At 60.6% G+C, this 16,982-nt stretch carries 16 protein-coding genes; 10 read left to right on the top strand and 6 right to left on the bottom strand.

Going from position 1 to position 16,982, the window contains the following annotated elements:
• Positions 1 to 60: 60 nt before the first annotated feature.
• From AB5Z09_RS16170 to malZ, 9 genes are all read left to right on the top strand, one after another.
• Entirely contained in the window at positions 61 to 447 is a 387-nt protein-coding gene (locus AB5Z09_RS16170; protein WP_005356952.1) for a TraR/DksA C4-type zinc finger protein, read from the top strand.
• A gap of 147 nt (positions 448 to 594) precedes the next feature.
• Entirely contained in the window at positions 595 to 1,452 is an 858-nt protein-coding gene (locus AB5Z09_RS16165; RefSeq protein ID WP_368195730.1) for a hypothetical protein, read from the top strand.
• A gap of 62 nt (positions 1,453 to 1,514) precedes the next feature.
• The gene (locus AB5Z09_RS16160; protein ID WP_201954191.1) at positions 1,515 to 1,961 is read left to right on the top strand and encodes a DUF962 domain-containing protein; all 447 of its coding nucleotides are present in this window, start codon (positions 1,515 to 1,517) and stop codon (positions 1,959 to 1,961) included.
• Positions 1,962 to 1,987: 26 nt separating this feature from the next.
• Positions 1,988 to 2,482 carry a CreA family protein gene (locus AB5Z09_RS16155; RefSeq protein ID WP_005355485.1) on the top strand — a complete coding sequence of 165 codons (495 nt, stop codon included), beginning with the start codon at positions 1,988 to 1,990 and terminating at the stop codon, positions 2,480 to 2,482.
• A 74-nt stretch (positions 2,483 to 2,556) separates the two neighbouring features.
• Positions 2,557 to 3,546 carry a 2-hydroxyacid dehydrogenase gene (locus tag AB5Z09_RS16150; RefSeq protein ID WP_005340720.1) on the top strand — a complete coding sequence of 330 codons (990 nt, stop codon included), beginning with the start codon at positions 2,557 to 2,559 and terminating at the stop codon, positions 3,544 to 3,546.
• Positions 3,547 to 3,638: 92 nt separating this feature from the next.
• Entirely contained in the window at positions 3,639 to 5,000 is a 1,362-nt protein-coding gene (gene yegD / locus AB5Z09_RS16145) for a molecular chaperone (protein ID WP_368195729.1), read from the top strand.
• Positions 5,001 to 5,165: 165 nt separating this feature from the next.
• Complete coding sequence (locus tag AB5Z09_RS16140; protein WP_159142717.1) at positions 5,166 to 5,582, top strand: META domain-containing protein; 417 nt, start codon at positions 5,166 to 5,168, stop codon at positions 5,580 to 5,582.
• A 70-nt stretch (positions 5,583 to 5,652) separates the two neighbouring features.
• Positions 5,653 to 6,501: an HDOD domain-containing protein gene (locus AB5Z09_RS16135; protein WP_064341032.1), complete on the top strand. Its 849-nt coding sequence runs from the start codon at positions 5,653 to 5,655 to the stop codon at positions 6,499 to 6,501.
• Between the two features lie 5 nt (positions 6,502 to 6,506).
• The gene (gene malZ / locus AB5Z09_RS16130) at positions 6,507 to 8,336 is read left to right on the top strand and encodes a maltodextrin glucosidase (protein WP_206876819.1); all 1,830 of its coding nucleotides are present in this window, start codon (positions 6,507 to 6,509) and stop codon (positions 8,334 to 8,336) included.
• Between the two features lie 99 nt (positions 8,337 to 8,435).
• Here the strand turns inward: malZ and AB5Z09_RS16125 are convergent, their stop codons facing one another.
• Both AB5Z09_RS16125 and AB5Z09_RS16120 read right to left on the bottom strand, forming a co-directional pair.
• Positions 8,436 to 8,969, bottom strand: coding sequence for an ATP--cob(I)alamin adenosyltransferase (locus AB5Z09_RS16125; RefSeq protein WP_043821496.1), 534 nt, complete (start codon positions 8,967 to 8,969; stop codon positions 8,436 to 8,438).
• Positions 8,970 to 9,058: 89 nt separating this feature from the next.
• Positions 9,059 to 10,201, bottom strand: a complete 1,143-nt coding sequence (locus tag AB5Z09_RS16120) for a DUF5610 domain-containing protein (protein WP_368195728.1) — start codon at positions 10,199 to 10,201, stop codon at positions 9,059 to 9,061.
• A 170-nt stretch (positions 10,202 to 10,371) separates the two neighbouring features.
• On the opposite strand from AB5Z09_RS16120, the gene trmA reads away from it, so the two are divergent.
• On the top strand, positions 10,372 to 11,505 hold the full coding sequence (gene trmA, locus AB5Z09_RS16115; RefSeq protein WP_368195727.1) for a tRNA (uridine(54)-C5)-methyltransferase TrmA: 1,134 nt from the start codon (positions 10,372 to 10,374) through the stop codon (positions 11,503 to 11,505).
• A gap of 67 nt (positions 11,506 to 11,572) precedes the next feature.
• On the opposite strand, the gene AB5Z09_RS16110 is transcribed toward trmA, so the two are convergent.
• From AB5Z09_RS16110 to mglB, 4 genes are read right to left on the bottom strand one after another with little or no spacing between them, the layout of a single operon-like run.
• Positions 11,573 to 13,306: a methyl-accepting chemotaxis protein gene (locus AB5Z09_RS16110; protein ID WP_368195726.1), complete on the bottom strand. Its 1,734-nt coding sequence runs from the start codon at positions 13,304 to 13,306 to the stop codon at positions 11,573 to 11,575.
• Positions 13,307 to 13,357: 51 nt separating this feature from the next.
• Positions 13,358 to 14,368, bottom strand: coding sequence for a galactose/methyl galactoside ABC transporter permease MglC (mglC, locus tag AB5Z09_RS16105; protein WP_005342585.1), 1,011 nt, complete (start codon positions 14,366 to 14,368; stop codon positions 13,358 to 13,360).
• Between the two features lie 16 nt (positions 14,369 to 14,384).
• A complete protein-coding gene (mglA, locus tag AB5Z09_RS16100; RefSeq protein WP_041234376.1) occupies positions 14,385 to 15,905 on the bottom strand; it encodes a galactose/methyl galactoside ABC transporter ATP-binding protein MglA in 1,521 nt (506 codons plus the stop codon).
• A gap of 53 nt (positions 15,906 to 15,958) precedes the next feature.
• The gene (gene mglB / locus AB5Z09_RS16095; protein ID WP_005340747.1) at positions 15,959 to 16,945 is read right to left on the bottom strand and encodes a galactose/glucose ABC transporter substrate-binding protein MglB; all 987 of its coding nucleotides are present in this window, start codon (positions 16,943 to 16,945) and stop codon (positions 15,959 to 15,961) included.
• Between the last annotated feature and the right edge of the window lie 37 nt (positions 16,946 to 16,982).

Below are 16,982 nucleotides of genomic sequence, written 5' to 3'. Positions count from 1 at the left end.
GGCAGACAGCCCCCATAAACAGGGATAATTGGGTTAGTAAACTGACTGGTAGTTAATCGTATGTGTGATTTCATGACTGAAGACCAACTGGCCTTTTACAAGGGGCAGATCGAGCGACAGATCGTCGAGCTCGAAGAGCGCCTGAACTCCCAGGCCAGCCAGGCCATCGCCACCGACACCAACGAGATGGCTGATGAAATTGACCGTGCCAGTATCGAGGAAGCCCGCCGTCTGGAGCTGAACCGCATCGAGCACGACAAGCTGCACCTGCGCAAGCTGCGGGGCGCATTGAAGCGCATCAGCGAAGGGGATTTTGGTTACTGCGAATCTTGCGGTGACGAGATCTCCCTCAAGCGGCTGCATGCCCGTCCGGAATCCCGTTTCTGCGTCGAATGCCAGAGCACCAAGGAATTTAACGATACCCACGTGTTCCGTCGCGTCGCCTGATTCTTCGAAGAACCGTCACCATTCTGGTGCAACAGACGCCAGCAAGGCAGGGCCCTGCGCTCAAACCTTGCACAACGCCTCGCAGCAAGATGGTGACAAGTTCTGTTAGACTCCGGACACCTTCCGGAATCTACAGGAGAACAGAGAGTGAAATGGCTCATCAAGCTGTGTTTGTGCCTGCCACTGCTGGCACAAGCACAGGTTCTGACGGTCAAGGTCCCCAGCCGTCCCGTCAACAATCTTGACCAGGAGTACCAGTACAAGCTGCTGGAACTGGCCCTGACCCGCTCCGGGCAACCCTTTCGCATCCAGCCTGTCGAACTCGACCTCAACCAGTTCACCCTCCAGCAGCAGCTGAGCAAGGGCAAGACCATCAACGTCTTCTGGATGGGCACCTCCAGCACACTCGAATCCTCCCTGATTGCCGTCCCCATTCCGCTGTTTCGCGGGCTGGAAGGATTGCGGCTGTCCTTCATCCACGCAGATGCACAAGAGAAGTTCAACCAGATCAATACCCTGGCCGACCTCAAACAGCTGAAGGCGGCGCAAGGGGTCGGTTGGGCCGATAACAAAATTCTGGAAAATGCGGGTATCCCGACCTTATCCGGCCGATACAGCAGCCTGTTTCGCCTTATCAACGACGGCGACAAGATCGACTTCTTCCCGCGCGCCCTGGTGGAAATCTTCGCCGAGCGCAGCGAGCTTGTGGCGCAGTATCCCAACCTCGCCATCGAGCAGCATCTGCTGATCCGCTACCCCTTCGCCCAGTTCTTCTTCGTCAGCCCCGAATACCCCAAGCTGGCCAAGGCGATTCAGACCGGGCTGGAGCGGGCCTATGCCGATGGCAGTTTTATGAAGTTCTTCAATGACAACCCCAAGATCCGCGAAGCGCTCGCCAGCGCCAACCTCGATCAGCGGGTCACCATCGCCCTGCCCAATCCGGATATGACCCCGTTGCTAAAATCCATTCCGGCCCAATATTGGGAGTATCCACCGCAAAGATAAGCATCCCGAGCGCCTGGCCACGAAGGTCAGGCAGCGAGAACACAGTGCGCCAGGGAGGTGCCATGAAGGGAATCCAGGAGTGGTTTGCGCAGTACGGCCAGAGCCATCGCCATCCGATAAACGTTGCCATCCACAAACTGGCGGTGCCGGGCATCTATCTCTGCTCGCTGGCGCTGCTCTGGTGTCTGCCACACGGGCCCTTGCCAGAGCCCCTCAACTGGGCGGCAGTGGCAGCCATTCCGGTGCTGCTGTTCTATTTGCAGCTGTCGTTTTCGCTGTTCGCGGGGATGGCTGGGCTGACCGCACTGGGACTGTGGGTCTGCCACCAATGGCAGGGGCCGCTGTTGTGGCCCGCCGTGGCAGCGTTCGTGCTGCTCTGGATAGCCCAGTTTGTCGGCCACAAGATCGAGGGCAAACGCCCCTCCTTCCTCGCCGACCTGCAATTTCTGCTGATAGGCCCCGCCTGGGTGCTTGCCAGCCTCTATCGTCGCCTGGGCATTCCCTATTGAGGAGTGCCGGGCCAGCAGGAGAGACCATGACACATAACCACACGCGACATAATGCCCTGCGCCGCGCCCTGCCCCTGCTGCTGGGGGCCCTGTTTGCCGGCCCGGCACTGGCCGACAAGGCCGACCCGGTCGGTGAAGTGAGCACAGCCTTCAAGCTCTTCGGCCCCAACCACAAGATCCTGGTGGAGGCGTTCGACGACCCGCGCATCGACGGCGTCGCCTGCTATCTGGCGCGCCCCAAGACCGGTGGTGTAAAAGGCGGGCTGGGACTGGCGGAAGATCCCTCCCACGCCTCCTTGTCGTGCCACCAGATCGGCCCCATCACCCTGCCCGAAAAGCTGAAAGCGGGGGAAGAGGTGTTCGATGTCAGCACCTCGCTGGTGTTCAAGGAGCAGAAAGTGGTGCGTTTTTACGACAAGAAACGCAATGCACTGGTTTACCTGACCTACAGCACCAAACTGGTGGATGGTTCGTACAAGAGTGCAGTCAGCGCCGTTCCCATTATGCCGTGGGGACAATAACCAGCCGGTTTGTCCGGTGATAGCCGACCCATTTTGTTGTAATTTAACGACACACACGCTGCGGAGCACATACCATGAAAGTCGCCGTATTCAGTACCAAGAGCTATGACAAAGAGCATTTCAACCAGGCCAACAGCCAGTACGGCTTCGACCTGGAGTTTTTCGATGTGCGGCTGGAGGCCAAAACGGCCCGACTGGCTCACGGCTTCCCGGTGGTGTGTCTGTTCGTCAATGACGATGCCGACCGCGAGGTATTGACCGAACTGGCTGCCAACGGCACCCAGGTGATAGCCCTGCGCTGCGCCGGTTACAACAACGTGGATCTGGCCGCAGCCAAAGAGCTGGGGTTGAAAGTGGTGCGGGTGCCCGCCTACTCCCCCGAGGCGACCGCAGAACACGCCGTCGGCATGATGATGTGCCTCAACCGCCGCATCCATAAGGCTTATCAGCGCACCCGCGACGCCAACTTCTCGCTGGAAGGGCTGGTCGGCTTCAACATGCATGGCAAGACCGTTGGCGTCATCGGCACCGGCAAGATCGGTCTGGCCGCCCTGCGCATCCTCAAGGGCTTCGGGGTTCGCCTGCTGGTCAACGATCCTTACCAGAATCCGGCAGCCATCGAGCTGGGAGCCGAGTACGTGGATCTCGATACCCTGTTCCGCCAATCCGACATCATCAGCCTGCACTGCCCGCTGTTCAAAGAGAACTACCACCTGTTGAACAAGGAGGCATTTGCCAAGATGAAGGACGGGGTGATGATCATCAACACCAGCCGGGGCGGCCTGCTCGACTCCAACGCCGCCATCGAGGCGCTCAAGACCTCCCGTATCGGCGCGCTGGGGCTGGACGTCTACGAAGAGGAAGAGGATCTCTTCTTCTCCGACAAGTCCAACGAGGTGATCACCGATGACGTGTTCCGCCGCCTGTCTGCCTGCCACAACGTGCTGTTCACCGGCCATCAGGCGTTCCTGACCCGCGAGGCACTGCACGCCATCGCCGATACCACCCTCGGCAATATCCGCGCCATCGAGAGCCAGGGCCGCTGCGACAACGAAGTGGAATAGGGGCTCGCCCTCTCTTCGTCACGCGCCGGGTTGTGAGACCCGGCGCCTTCGGGTAGGCTAGCCCCCCTTTTTTATTCAGGAGTCTGGCGCCCATGTTTATCGGATTTGATTACGGCACCTCCAACTGTGCCGTGGCCGTGATGGAACAAGGTAGCCCCAGGCTGCTGAATCTTGGTGCATCCCGCTATCTCCCCTCCACCCTGCATGCCCCCCACCGGGATGCTATCGCCGGTCTGTTGGCCGAAGGGCTGGCCCCCGCCCAGCAGGCGGAGTACCTCAAGCTGCGTGGCCCCGTGGTCACCCGTGCCCAGATGATTCGCCGCCAGATGCGCGAAGAGGGACTGATCGACGAGCTGAGCTTTGGCGGTGCCGCGCTGGAGCGCTATCTGGAAGAGCCGGACGACGGCTACTACATCAAATCGCCGAAATCCTTCCTCGGTGCCTATGGCCTCAAGGCCCCCCAGATCGCCCTGTTTGAAGATATCGTCTGCGCCATGATGCTCCATGTCCGCCAGCAGGCGGAGCAGCAGCTCGGCGCCCCGATCCGTCAGGCGGTGATCGGCCGACCGGTCAACTTTCAGGGGCTGGCGGGGGAAGAGAGTAACCAGCAAGCTATCGCTATCCTGACCGAAGCGGCCCGTCTGGCCGGTTTCGAGCAGGTGGAGTTCCTCTATGAGCCGGTGGCCGCCGGGTTTGAATTCGAGGCGCGCCTCACCGAAGACGCCGTGGTGCTGGTGGTGGATATCGGTGGCGGTACCACCGACTGCTCCATGCTGCGGATGGGCCCGAGCTACCGCGATCAGCTGGATCGCAGCGGCGATCTGCTCGGCCACAGCGGCCAGCGGATCGGCGGCAACGACTTCGATATCCGTCTGACGGTGGAGGGGATGATGCCGCTGCTCGGCATGCACGAGACCCTCAAGACCGGCAAGCCGCTGCCCCACCCGCTGTTCTGGGATGCGGCCGCCATCAATGACGTCAGCGCCCAGAGCCGCTTCTACAGCCTCGACACCGCCCGCCAGCTGCAGGATCTGCAGCTCGACAGCCAGCCCGGTAGCAAGCTGGGGCGTCTGGCCAGCCTGCGGGCCCACAAGCTGAGCCACCAGCTGGTCTGGCGTGCCGAGCAGGGCAAGATCGCCCTCTCGGAGCAGGAGCTCAATCGCCAATCGCTGGCCGAGCTGGAAAAAGGGCTGGAAGCGGAGCTGACCCGCGAACAGCTGGCCAACGCCTCGGCCCTGCTGCTGGAGAAGATTGGCGAGCTGATGGACGAAGCGATTGCCGCTGCCGGTGTGCAGCCGGATCGCATCTTCGTCACCGGCGGTAGCGCCCGCTCGCCGCTGATCGCCAGCTTTATCCGCCAGAAGCTCCCGTCCATACCGCTTGAGGGTGGCGATGACTTCGGCTCGGTGGCTGCGGGTCTTGCCCGTTATGCCGAGCGGCTGTTCGCCAACTGAGCCCTGAGATAGCGTAAATCGATGGCAACATCACCCGTGTGTTGCCATTAAGCGACAGTCATGCGGGACAAGGGGCGACAGAAGCGGTCGGTCGTCCCCTCTCCCGCCCTGCTCCCGACTGCCCAAAAAGGGTATTCTTGACGCTCCCCCAACCGGAGCCCCCTCATGCCCAGATTGCCCTTTTTGCTGATCCCCCTGTTACTGCTCGCTGGCTGCAGCTCGACCGCCTTTGTTCAGCAAGATCTGCAACACCACCACTGGGTACTGAGCAAACTGGATGACGAACCGATCAAGGCCCCCCGCGACAATCCCCCCGATTTCGAGATCGGCGAGCACTTCACCGTCAACGGCATCGCCGGTTGCAACCGCTACTTCGGTCAGGGCCATCTGGAAGATGACAAACTGTGGGTCACCAGTCTGGGCAGCACCGAAATGGCCTGCATGCCGCCGCTGGACACCATAGAGCAGGCCGTGCTGACCACCCTTACCGAGGGGGCGACCCTGAGCGGCACCAGTCAGAACCTGATCCTGCAGGGCAAACAGCACCGTTTGGAATACACCTTGCGCGACTGGGTGTTCTAGCGCTCACAAAGCCGCATCACAAACAGGAACATGTTGTCTGGCTGTGGCACAATATGAGGCAGAGTTCGCAATGGAGGCTGCCTCAGCCATGTCGATGGATCGCCTGTTTGACAAGATCAAACAACTCCCCACTATTCCCAAGCTGCTGCACGAGTTGATGCAGAGCTTCAACGACGAGAATGCCCGCATCGACGAGATTGCGGCCAAGATCGCCATGGATCAGGTGATCAGCGTCAAGGTGCTGCGGATGGCCAACTCGGCCGCCCTGCGCCGGGGCAACGAAGTGACCTCCATCGAACAGGCGGTGATCCGGCTCGGCTTCAACCGGCTGCGCTCCGTGGTGGTCGCCTCCGGCATCATCGGCACCTTCAAGGCCCCGCCCAGCTTCGACAAGAACAAGTTCTGGACCGAGACCTTCCAGGTCGCCACCATCGCCAAGACCCTGGCGCAGGAGGCCAAGGTGATGGATCCCGAGACCGCCTTTACCTGCGCCCTGATCCACAACATCGGCGAGCTGCTTATCCAGAGCACCTTGCCGGAAGAGGCCGAGCTCATCAACATGGCGATCCAGAACGGCAGCAGCCGGGTCGAGGCCCAGCGGGAGATGCTGGGCTACGACTATGCCCAGCTCGGTGCCGAGCTGGCGCGGCGCTGGAACCTCTCCGAGGCCTTCGTCGATGCCATCTCCCAACAGCTTGACCCGCTCTCCCACGATCCGGTCAGCAAGGAGGCGGTGCTGATCCGCCTCGCCGTGTTTATCTCCTTCGCCTGGAACGCGGGCGTGCCTGCCCAGGCCATCATCGCCCGCTTCCCCAAACCGCTCGCCGACCAGTTGGGACTGGATCCCAAGTCGCTGGCAGGCCAGCTCGAAACACTGCATGAACAGGGTAATGCCCTCGCCGATCTTCTGACTCAATAAGCATCATGACCCATCCGTTTCTGTTTCATCCCCAGGTGGCGCCCTGGTTCAAAGAGAGCGCCGACGCACTGCAATTGACCCTTTTTAGCGAGCTGGATGCGCCGATCCGCGAGGTATGGCTGCGCCACGAGCCGGATAACGAGGAGTACCTGATCCCGATGACGGCAGTCTCCACCCGCGATCGGCTGCAGGTGTGGCAGGCGACCCTGCCGCTCATCAAGGGACAGGATATCCACCTCTACAGCTTCAAGTGCCTCACCGACGAGGAGCAGTGGTGGTTGCACGGGGCGGGCGTCAGCGCGTCCATGCCGCCACGGGAACAGCATTTTCGCTTCAACAGCCTGCATCAGCCACCGGCCTGGGTGCAGGATCAGGTGTTCTACCAGATCTTCCCCGACCGCTTCTGCAACGGCGATCCGTCGCTGAGCGTCAAGCATCACGAGTACGAGTACCGTGGCAAGGCTGTGATCAGCAAGGCGTGGGGCGAGCCGGTCAGTCGCCACGAAGAGGGCCACGGCGCCTGCGAATTTTACGGCGGCGATCTGGCAGGCATCGATGCCAAGCTCCACTACCTGCAATCTCTCGGGGTGACGGCGCTCTACCTCAACCCCATCTTCGATTCGCCGAGCAACCACAAGTACGACACCCAGGACTACTTCAAGGTGGACGCCCACCTCGGCAGCAACGAGCAGTTCGCCGAGCTGACCCGCAACCTGCACCAGCGCGGCATGAAGATCATTCTCGATGCGGTGGTCAACCACACCTCTACCGAGCATCCCTGGTTCTGCCCGCCACTGGGCGCCCAGAGCAACCCGGACTCCCCGTGGCGCAGCTTCTACACCTTTGATAAAGAAGGGGATTACGTCAGCTGGAAGGGCATTCGCAGCCTGCCCAAGCTCGACTTCTCCTGCGAGAAGGTGCAAGACGCCGTCTATCGGGCCGACGACGCCATCCTCCGTTACTGGATGCGCGCCCCCTACCAGATCGATGGCTGGCGCTTTGACGTCATCCACATGCTGGGGGAGCGCGGCACCGCCGAGGGCAATCGCAGCCATGTACGCGCCATTCGCGGGGCAGTGAAGCAGGAGAACCCGGACGCCTATGTGCTCGGCGAACACTTCTTCGAGGCGAGCCAGTGGCTGCAAGGGGATCAGGAGGATGGCGCCATGAACTACTATGGCTTCGCCCACCCGGTCCGCGCCTTCCTGGCGGGGCAGGATATCGCCTACCACCCCATCAAGATCAGCGCCGAAGAGCTGGATCGCTGGCTCAAGCTGGCGCGGGCCCACATCCCGTTCAAGAACCAGCTGGCCCAGTTCAACCTGCTGGACAGCCACGATACCGCCCGCTTCCTCCATCTGCTGGGAGAGGACAAACAGCGGATGCAGCTGGCCGCCACCCTGCTGCTCACCTATATCGGCGTGCCCTCCATCTACTACGGCGATGAAGTGGGGCTCTCCGGCGGCAACGATCCGGACTGCCGCCGCTGCTTCCCGTGGGATACCACAGACTGGGATCATGTGCTGCACGACCACTATCGTCGGCTGATCCAGATCCGCCGCCAGCGCCCCTCCCTGCGCCGTGGCGATATCCAGACCCTCTACGCCGGGCCCCACAGCTATGTGTTCGCCCGTACCCTGCAAAGCGATCAGGTGGTAGTGGCCTGCAACCGCCATCCGAGCGAGCCGCGCACCATCAGCCTGCCCCTGTGGCAGACCGCCAGCCCTGCCAGCCGCTTCACTGACGCCTTCAACGGCGAGAAGTTCGAGGTGGTGCAGGGCGAGGTGCAGCTCACCATCCCGGCCAACTCGGCGAGAGTGCTGATCTCCAGCTGAGCGGGCAACTGACGCGCTGAAAAACAAAACCGGAGCCCAAGGCTCCGGTTTTTTATTCCATTCAATCCACCATGACGTCTGGCCCCTAACCAGCCGCCATCAGTAGTTGATGCTGACGTAGGGCACTTCCGGCACCTGCCAGCGCTGCTTGAGGTAGACGGTGAGCACGAAGAAGAAGTTGGCCAGCAGGTTGGCGAAGCGATAGAGAATGGGATCGAAGGCCACCCCGCTCTCTTCCAGCCTGACCAGCAGCCGCACCACCTTCTTGCTGCCGCAGCGGCACAGATGGAGGGTGGGGATGGGCTGCGGCCCCTGTGGCAGCACAAAACCGGTGACGCTGCCGCGACTCGCCTCGTTGTAGTGGTCGTAACGGGCCTTGAGCCACTCAAGGTCTGCATCGAAGATCCCCAGCTTACCGCGTACCGAGCCATTGAGGTTGTAGATAAGTCGCTGCAACGCCGCGAGATCCGCCAGCATGGGCTCGGTATCGGCATCCGGCGCAAGGTGTGACAGCACGGCCCCGACCTGACAGCAGAGCTCGTCGGTGGCGATTTCAAAATCACATTTGAGCGAGGTTTCGAAGATAAAGGGGTAGCAGAGCTCGCGCTTGTCTCTTGGCTTCTTGGGGTTCATGGGGCAACCGGATTGGAGAAAAGGCCAGTTTGCCAGCCCCGAGAAGAGCTGGCAAACGGCAGGTCATTACTTGCGTAACGCGCTGTGGCTCAGACGCGCTTGCTGGCGGGCTCGGTGGAGGGCTGGAACTGGTTGATCATCCGCAGCGCCTCCAGCATCCGCTGGTTGAAGCTGGTGAAGCGATCGACCTGCGCCGGTTCTTCTTCTCCTCTCGCGGCCAGCACGGCCGGGGTCAGCGCCTGTTGTTGGGATGCTGGCAGCAGGCTATCCGCCTGTTTCTGCACCTGATCCAGCTTCGGCAGATAGTCGGCAAACGGCTTGATCAGATCCTGCAGGGAGTGCGCCCCCTGATAGGTCTGGCTCAACTTGACGCTCTGCTTGAGCTTGAGGGAGTAGGAGGCCAGCTGACTGTCATCCAGCTTCAGTTCATTCGCCTTATCCAGCAGATCCTCGAAGTTGCCGGAGAAGAAGTTCCCCGCCAGCTCGTCGATCCCCTTGACCAGCTTGCCGATGGACTCCATCTCGTCGCTGTTGAGATCCCCCTCCAGCGAGAAGCTGAAGCTCTGGCTCGACTTGAGGCTGAACTGGCTGCCGCTCTCGCTGCTCTGGGACTTGGTCTGCCAGCTGTCGTTGAATCGCAGCACCACCTTGTCGCCATCCTTGGTCTGGATCTCCAGATACCCCTGCTGGCGACTGGCCATCTCGGCCTGTCCCATGTCGGTCGGAGAGACCTTGCCGAAGAACTCCTTCTCGAACTCCTCGAGCCCTTTCTGGATCAGCTTGTAGCTCTGATCGATACCGGTTTTGATATCGTCGTTGTCAGTCGCCCACTTGCCGAGCTGCTTCTTCGCCTCGTCAAAGCCCTTGTCGACCCCCTTGCGGGCCTGCTCCATCATCCCGGTCAGGTCGTCGTCAGATTTGCCATCGGCGCGCGCGGCACCAAGCCGCCCGGTCACGAACTGCAGCACGTTGTCCGCCACCGACTGGAAGTCGAACAGGGTCTCCGGGGTGATCTCCTCAGGTTCTTTCACCTTCGGCGCCTGATAGCCCTGGCCGTTGATCTCCAGCGAGAACTGCAATGCCTGCTGGATCAGCACCTGCGCCCACTTGGGCGGCTTGTGCAAGGAGACCTCCTCCTCGCTCTTGACCTGTTTCTGCTCCGCCTGTTGGGGCGATTTGGGAGAAACACCCACTCCCTTGGGTTGGGCTGCGCCCACGCCTTCGATCTGCATAATGTGTCCTCCCACCATGCCTGTAGATCAGCTATCGGCCTGACTGAACACTTCTTGACCACAAAATACTGGACAATCTGCGGCTGGCTTTTAAAATCGGGCCCCTTTGGGTGGCCTGTTGCCTTCCCCCGATTTCGACCCGGCCCGGCCGGTGTGCATGTGAGGTATTTATGACCCAGTCCCAACAGCCTTCCGCGAACGCTCCGGCGCCTAGAACCGCGGCCGACTATCAGGCCCAACTCGACGAAAAGCGCGCTCGCCTCACCGAGCTGTTTGCCGGCTTCACCCTCCCGGCGCTGGAAGTGCACAGCTCACCGGCAGAGTACTACCGGATGCGCGCCGAATTTCGCATCTGGCACGAAGGGGATGACCTCTTCCACTGCATGTATGCCCCGGCGACCAAAGAGATCATCAAGATAGACCACTTCCCTACCGCCAGCCGCCTCATCAACCAGTTGATGCCGCTGCTGCTGGAGGGGCTGCGCCCACACCCGGTGCTGCGCCGCAAGCTGTTCCAGATTGACTACCTCTCCACCCAGTCCGGCCAGATCATTGTCAGCCTGCTCTATCACCGCAAGCTGGAGGCCGAATGGCAACAGGCCGCCGAAGCGCTGCAGGCCGATCTGCGCGCCAAGGGGTTCGAGCTGCAACTGATTGGCCGCGCCCACAAGCAGAAGATCTGTCTGGGGGATGACTTCGTCATCGAACAGCTCAACGTGGCGGGTCGCCAGCTCATCTACAAGCAGGTGGAGAACAGCTTCACCCAGCCCAACGCCGCCATCAACGAGCAGATGCTGGCCTGGGCGCTGGATGTGACCAAGGGGAGCGAAGGGGACCTGCTGGAGCTCTATTGCGGCAACGGCAACTTCTCGATTGCGCTGGCGCAGAACTTCCGCAAGGTGCTGGCCACCGAGATCGCCAAGCCGAGCGTGGACTCCGCCCAGTTCAACATCGCCGCAAACGGCGTCGACAACCTGATCATCCTGCGCATGTCGGCCGAGGAGTTCACCATGGCGATGCGCGGCGAGCGGGAGTTCAACCGCCTCAAGGGGGTCGATCTCGGCGCTTACCAGTGCAACACCATCTTCGTCGACCCGCCCCGTGCCGGTCTCGACGATGCCACCGTCAAGTTGGTGCAGGAGTACGACAACATCCTCTACATCTCCTGCAACCCCGAGACTCTGCAAGCCAACATGGCGGTGCTGGGCGATACCCACGAGATCGCCCGCTTCGCCCTGTTCGACCAGTTCCCCTGGACCCACCACATGGAGGCCGGGGTCTACCTGCGCCGCAAAGCCGGTTAATTCAGGCAGACAGGAAAACAACAACAGGGCCGGATGGCCCTGTTTTGTTATTGACTGAACACCGGCCTCACTCCAGCCGGAAGTGACCCACGATCTCCCGCAGCCGGTCGTAGGTCTGCTGCATCGCCGCAGAGCTGGCGACCGTCGCTTCGCCATTGTGGGTCAGCTGGCGGATCACTTCAGCGATGGCGCTCATGTTGCGATTGATCTCTTCGGCCACTGCGCTCTGCTGCTCCGCCGCCGTGGCGATATGGCTGATGAGATCGTTGATCTCCACCACTTCCCCCGCCATCAGATCCAGCGACTCGTTGACTTTAGTGGTGTTCTCGGCAGCCCCCTGACAGCTCTGCTTGGTGTTGCCCATGGCCTCCACCACAGTCCGGGTGCCCCGCTGCAGGCTGGCCAGCATGGTCTGGATCTCTGCAGTGCTCTTCTGGGTACGGGCCGCAAGCGAGCGTACCTCATCCGCCACCACCGCAAAGCCACGACCCTGTTCCCCGGCGCGAGCCGCCTCGATGGCGGCATTGAGGGCCAGCAGGTTGGTCTGTTCGGCAATGCTGCCGATCACCCCCAATACAGAGCCAATCTGCTGCACATCCTGCTGCATCGCCTCGATGGAACGGGCGGTCTCCTCCACCTCGTCCACCAGCGCCATCACGCTGGCCATGGCCTGATCCACCACCTGACGGGACTGGCTCGCCAGTTGCTGGCTCTGGCCGGTGAGCCGGGCGGTGCTGGCCGCACTCTCGGAGACGGAGACCGCGGTGCGGCTCATCTCGTTGATGGCGGTCACCACCTGCTCGGTCTCGCGTACATGATCCGCCAGCAGGGACTGGGCGGCGCCGGTCTGGCTGGCCAACCCCTCGATGCCGCTGTTGAGCTGGCCGCTCGCCTGCCGCACCTCCCCCATCATCTCCTGCAACCGCTCGATAAAGCGGTTGATGCCGGCCGAGATCTGGCCCAGGTCATCCTTGCTGGTCACCGCCAGTCGGCGGGTGAGATCGCCGCTGCCGCGAGAGAGCTCCAGCACCAGATCCCGCAGCGAGAGGATGGGGCGATAGGCCACATTGAGCGCCAGCATCGCCAGCACCATCACCACGATCGCCACGCCGCACAGCGCCATGATGATCTGGCCGTTGAGAGCCCGGGTCATGGCCCGGATGTAGTCAAGATCGATGTAGCCGGTCAGGGTCCAGCTGCTGCCGCGAATATCCAGCTGGTTGGGGCGTGCCTCGTTCTCCCCTTGCGGCTTGCTGTCATAGAGGCTGTTGCCCTGACTGTCGGCCAGCGAGAAGTAGCGGCCATCGCCACTCATCTTCTCCAGCAGACTTTTGAACTCGCTCATGTCGAGGTAGTAGAGATAGGCGGAATCGGCACCGCGCGGCACCAGAATGGTGATGACCGGCTTGCCATCCACCTGTTGCAGCGGGCTGACGGTAATCTGGTTGTTGGCGGCGGGGATCAGCTTGCGCAGGGCATCGACTTTGGCACTGTCGTTGATGACCCCGTTCACGTCGAAGGCCATGTCGCCGATCACTTTGACGATATTGTGAAAGCCGGTCTCTTGCAGGGTCTTCTTGACGTTGGTCACCCCGAAGTTGAGGTTGGCGGCCAACAGGATTTTCTGATTGATGTCGCTGGCCAGCTTCTCTTTGACCAGAGTGATCTGCTCGGTGATGTTGTGGGTGGCCTGAGTGCGAATATAGCCACTGATGAAGTGATTCACGCTGAGCCCGGCGGTGCCGATGGTGACCAGAATGGCCAGTAGCAGCAAGAGGTAAATCTTGACCTTGAATGGCATGGGTTCCCTCCAGAAGAGAGGGCTGGCAACGCCAACCCTCCCTGCCAATCGTTATTTCTTCTTGGCGTACTTCATGGAGTCCAATGCCACCGCCAGAATGATGATGCCGCCCTTGATGATGAACTGCCAGTAAGGGCTGACACCGATATAGGTCAAACCATAGTTGATCAGGGTGAAGATAAGTACGCCGGTGATCACACCTGCGACCGTTCCCACCCCGCCGGCAAACGACACCCCGCCCACCACGCAGGCCGCGATGGCGTCCAGCTCGTACATGAAGCCGAGGTTGTTGGTGGCACTACCGATCCGGCCCGCTTCCAGCATGCCGCCGAAGGCGTAGAAGACCCCCGCCAACGCATAGATCATCACCAGATTGACCGCCACGTTGACGCCGGATACCTTGGCCGCTTCCGGGTTGCCGCCGATGGCGAAGATGTTCTTGCCAAAGCGGGTCTTGTTCCACAGCACCCAGACAAAGACGCTGGCGATGGCAGCATAGAAGGTGAGGTACGAGAGCTTGAAGCCGCCGATCCGGATAAAGCCCTGGGCGAAGCTGGAGAAGCGGGGGTCAAACCCGGCCACCGGCGAGGCACCCACCGAATCGAAGTAGAGGGAGTTGATACCGTAAACGATGATCATGGTGCCCAGAGTGGTAATGAACGGGGTTACGTTCAGGTAGGCCACAATGAGACCGTTGACCAGACCAATCAGCGCCCCCACCACACAGACCAGCAGGATCACCGCCGGAATGGGCACCTCTCCCAATGTCGGGAACACCTTGTTGACGTTGGTCAGCGCCTGCAACATGGTTGCCGCGATGAGTGCCGCCAGACCGACCTGACGACCGGCCGAGAGATCCGTCCCCTGGGTGATGATGATGCCCGCCACCCCCAGCGCTATGATGACCCGCACCGAGGACTGGGTCAGGATGTTGCTGAAGTTGGTGAGGCTCAGGAAGGAGGGCTCCTGGATCACGATGACCATGAGCAGCACCAGCAGCACCAGATAGATGGCGTTTTCCTTGAGCGCCTGCATCAGATTGAAATTTTTAGCCGACTCCATAAATGTCTTCCTGTCTCTAGAGGTACAGAGATGCCAGGCGCAGTATCTCGCTCTGGTCAGTTTCTTTGGTATTGACGATCCCGGCGACCCGGCCATTGCTCATCACCATGATGCGGTCGGTGATCCCCAGCAATTCCGGCATCTCTGACGAGATGATGATGATCCCCTTGTCCTTCTTCGCCAGCTCCAGGATGAGCTGGTAGATCTCGAACTTGGCCCCGACGTCTATGCCGCGGGTGGGCTCGTCGAGCATCAGGATCTCCGGCTGGGTCAGCAGCCAGCGACCGATGATCACCTTCTGCTGGTTGCCCCCGGAGAGGGAACCGATCTGGGTCTGCTGGGTCGGCGTCTTGACCCGCATGGAGTCGATCACCCACTGGGTATCGCTCTTCATCTTGTTGTCGCTGAGCAGCCCCATGGAGCCCTTGTAGCTATCCATGTTGGCGATCAGGGAGTTGAAGGCGATATCGAGCCGGGAGTAGATACCGGTGGAGCGGCGCTCTTCCGTCACCAGCGCAAAGCCGTTGCGGATCGCTTCGTGGGCGTTGTGGTTGGCCACCTCTTTGCCGTGCAGCTTGATGCTGCCCTGGCTGCGATCGCGAATGCCGAACAGGGTCTCGACGATGTCGGTGCGCTTGGCCCCCACCAGTCCGGCGATGCCGAGGATCTCCCCCTTGTGCAGGTTGAAGGTCACATCCTGAATGGAAGGCTGGTTCTTCGCCGTCAGGTGTTCGATCTCGAGGATCACCTCTTTCGGCTGGTTGGTCTTTTCCGGGAAACGCTGGGTCAGTTCACGGCCGACCATCATGCCGATGATCTGATCCATGGTCATGCCCTTGAGCGGCTGGGTTGCCACCCACTGGCCATCCCGCAATATGGTGATCTCGTCACAGAGCTGGAAGATCTCCTCCATCTTGTGAGAGATGTAGACGATGCCGCACCCCTTCTCCTTTAACTTGTTGATGATCTTGAAGAGGTGATTCACCTCTTTCTCGGTCAGCGAGGAGGTGGGTTCGTCCATGATGACGATCTTGGCGTCGTAGGAGAACGCCTTGGCGATCTCGATCATCTGCATCTGGGAGACCGACAGGGTCGCGACCTTCACCTTGGGGTCGATGTCGATATCCAGCTCATCGAAGATGCGCTTGGTGTCGTCATACATCTTGCCGTGGTCGATAAACCACCCCTTGGTGGGGTAGCGGCCGAGCCACATGTTGTCCATCACGGTACGCTGCAGCACCAGGTTGAGCTCCTGATGCACCATGGAGACGCCATTTTCCAGCGCCTCTTTGGAGGAGGTGAAGTTGATCTCCTGCCCCTTGAAGAAGATCTTGCCCTGATCCTTCTCGTAAATGCCGAACAGGCACTTGAGCAGTGTGGATTTTCCCGCCCCGTTCTCGCCCATCAACGCATGCACAGAATGAGGACGGACCCGTAAATTGACATTATCGAGTGCCTTGACGCCGGGAAAGCTCTTACTGACGTCAATCATCTCCAACAGCCATTCTGATTGTTGCTGTGTTGTCATATCAGCCATCACATCTGGTTGAAAAAAGGGCAAGGGGATCTCCCTTGCCCTGGAGGAGGGAATTACTCGAATTGGGACAGGTTGTCTTTATCCACACCGACGTAGGCAACACGTACCACCTTGTCGACGATATTCCACTTGGTGCCTTCACCGGCCGGTTTGCCTTCAGCCAGGTTCTTGGTCAGCTCGAAGGTGGCTTTGGCCTGGTTGGCCGCATCGTTCAGCACGGTACCCGCCATGGCACCGCTCTTGACCATGGCCAGCGCTTCCGGCAGCGCATCGACGCCGAACACCGGAATGGCAGTCTTGCCCTGTGCTTTCAGTGATTCGACTGCGCCCATTGCCATGCCGTCGTTGTTGGCGATGACCACTTCGATCTTGTTGGCGTTGGGGCCGGAGATCCAGGCGTCCATCTTGTCTTTCGCCATGGCGGTATCCCACATACCGGTATCCATGTGCAGTTGTTCAGTCTTGACGCCGCCATCGTTCAGGGTCTTGACCACGTAGGAGGTGCGCGCTTCGGCATCCGGGTGGCCCGGCTCCCCTTTCAGCAGCACGAACTGGATCACGCCATCCTTGTTCAGATCCCACTCCGGATGGGCTTTCCAGTGTTTGGCAATCAGCTGACCCTGGATGATCCCTGACTCCTTGGAGTCGGTGCCCACGTAGTAGGCCTTGTCGTAGCTGGCCAGATCGGTAGCACTCGGCTCCTTGTTGTAGAAGACCACCGGGATATCTTCGCCACGGGCTTTCTCAATCACCACCGGGGCCGCAGCCGGGTCAACCAGGTTGATGGCCAGCGCCTTCACCCCTTTGGCCAGCAGCACGTCGATCTGGTCGTTCTGCTTGGACTGGTCGTTCTGGGAGTCGTTCATCAGCAGCTCCACCCCCGGAGTGGCTGCCGCCTCCTTCTCGATGGCCTTGCGCACGACCGCCATGAAGTTGTCGTCGTACTTGTAGACGGTTACCCCGATACGAGTGTCAGCCTGGGCATTAGCTCCAGCCATCATGCCCATCAGCAGGGCGGCAACTGTGGTCAGTTTTTTCATTATGTGTGCTCCGATGTGTCTATCTGTGTTGTAGGGT

It is taken from the genome of Aeromonas sp. R2-2 (genome assembly GCF_040908355.1).
GTDB lineage: Bacteria > Pseudomonadota > Gammaproteobacteria > Enterobacterales > Aeromonadaceae > Aeromonas > Aeromonas veronii.
The sequence above is the reverse complement of the archived record's forward strand: the minus strand, read 5'-3'. Positions and strand labels throughout refer to the sequence as shown.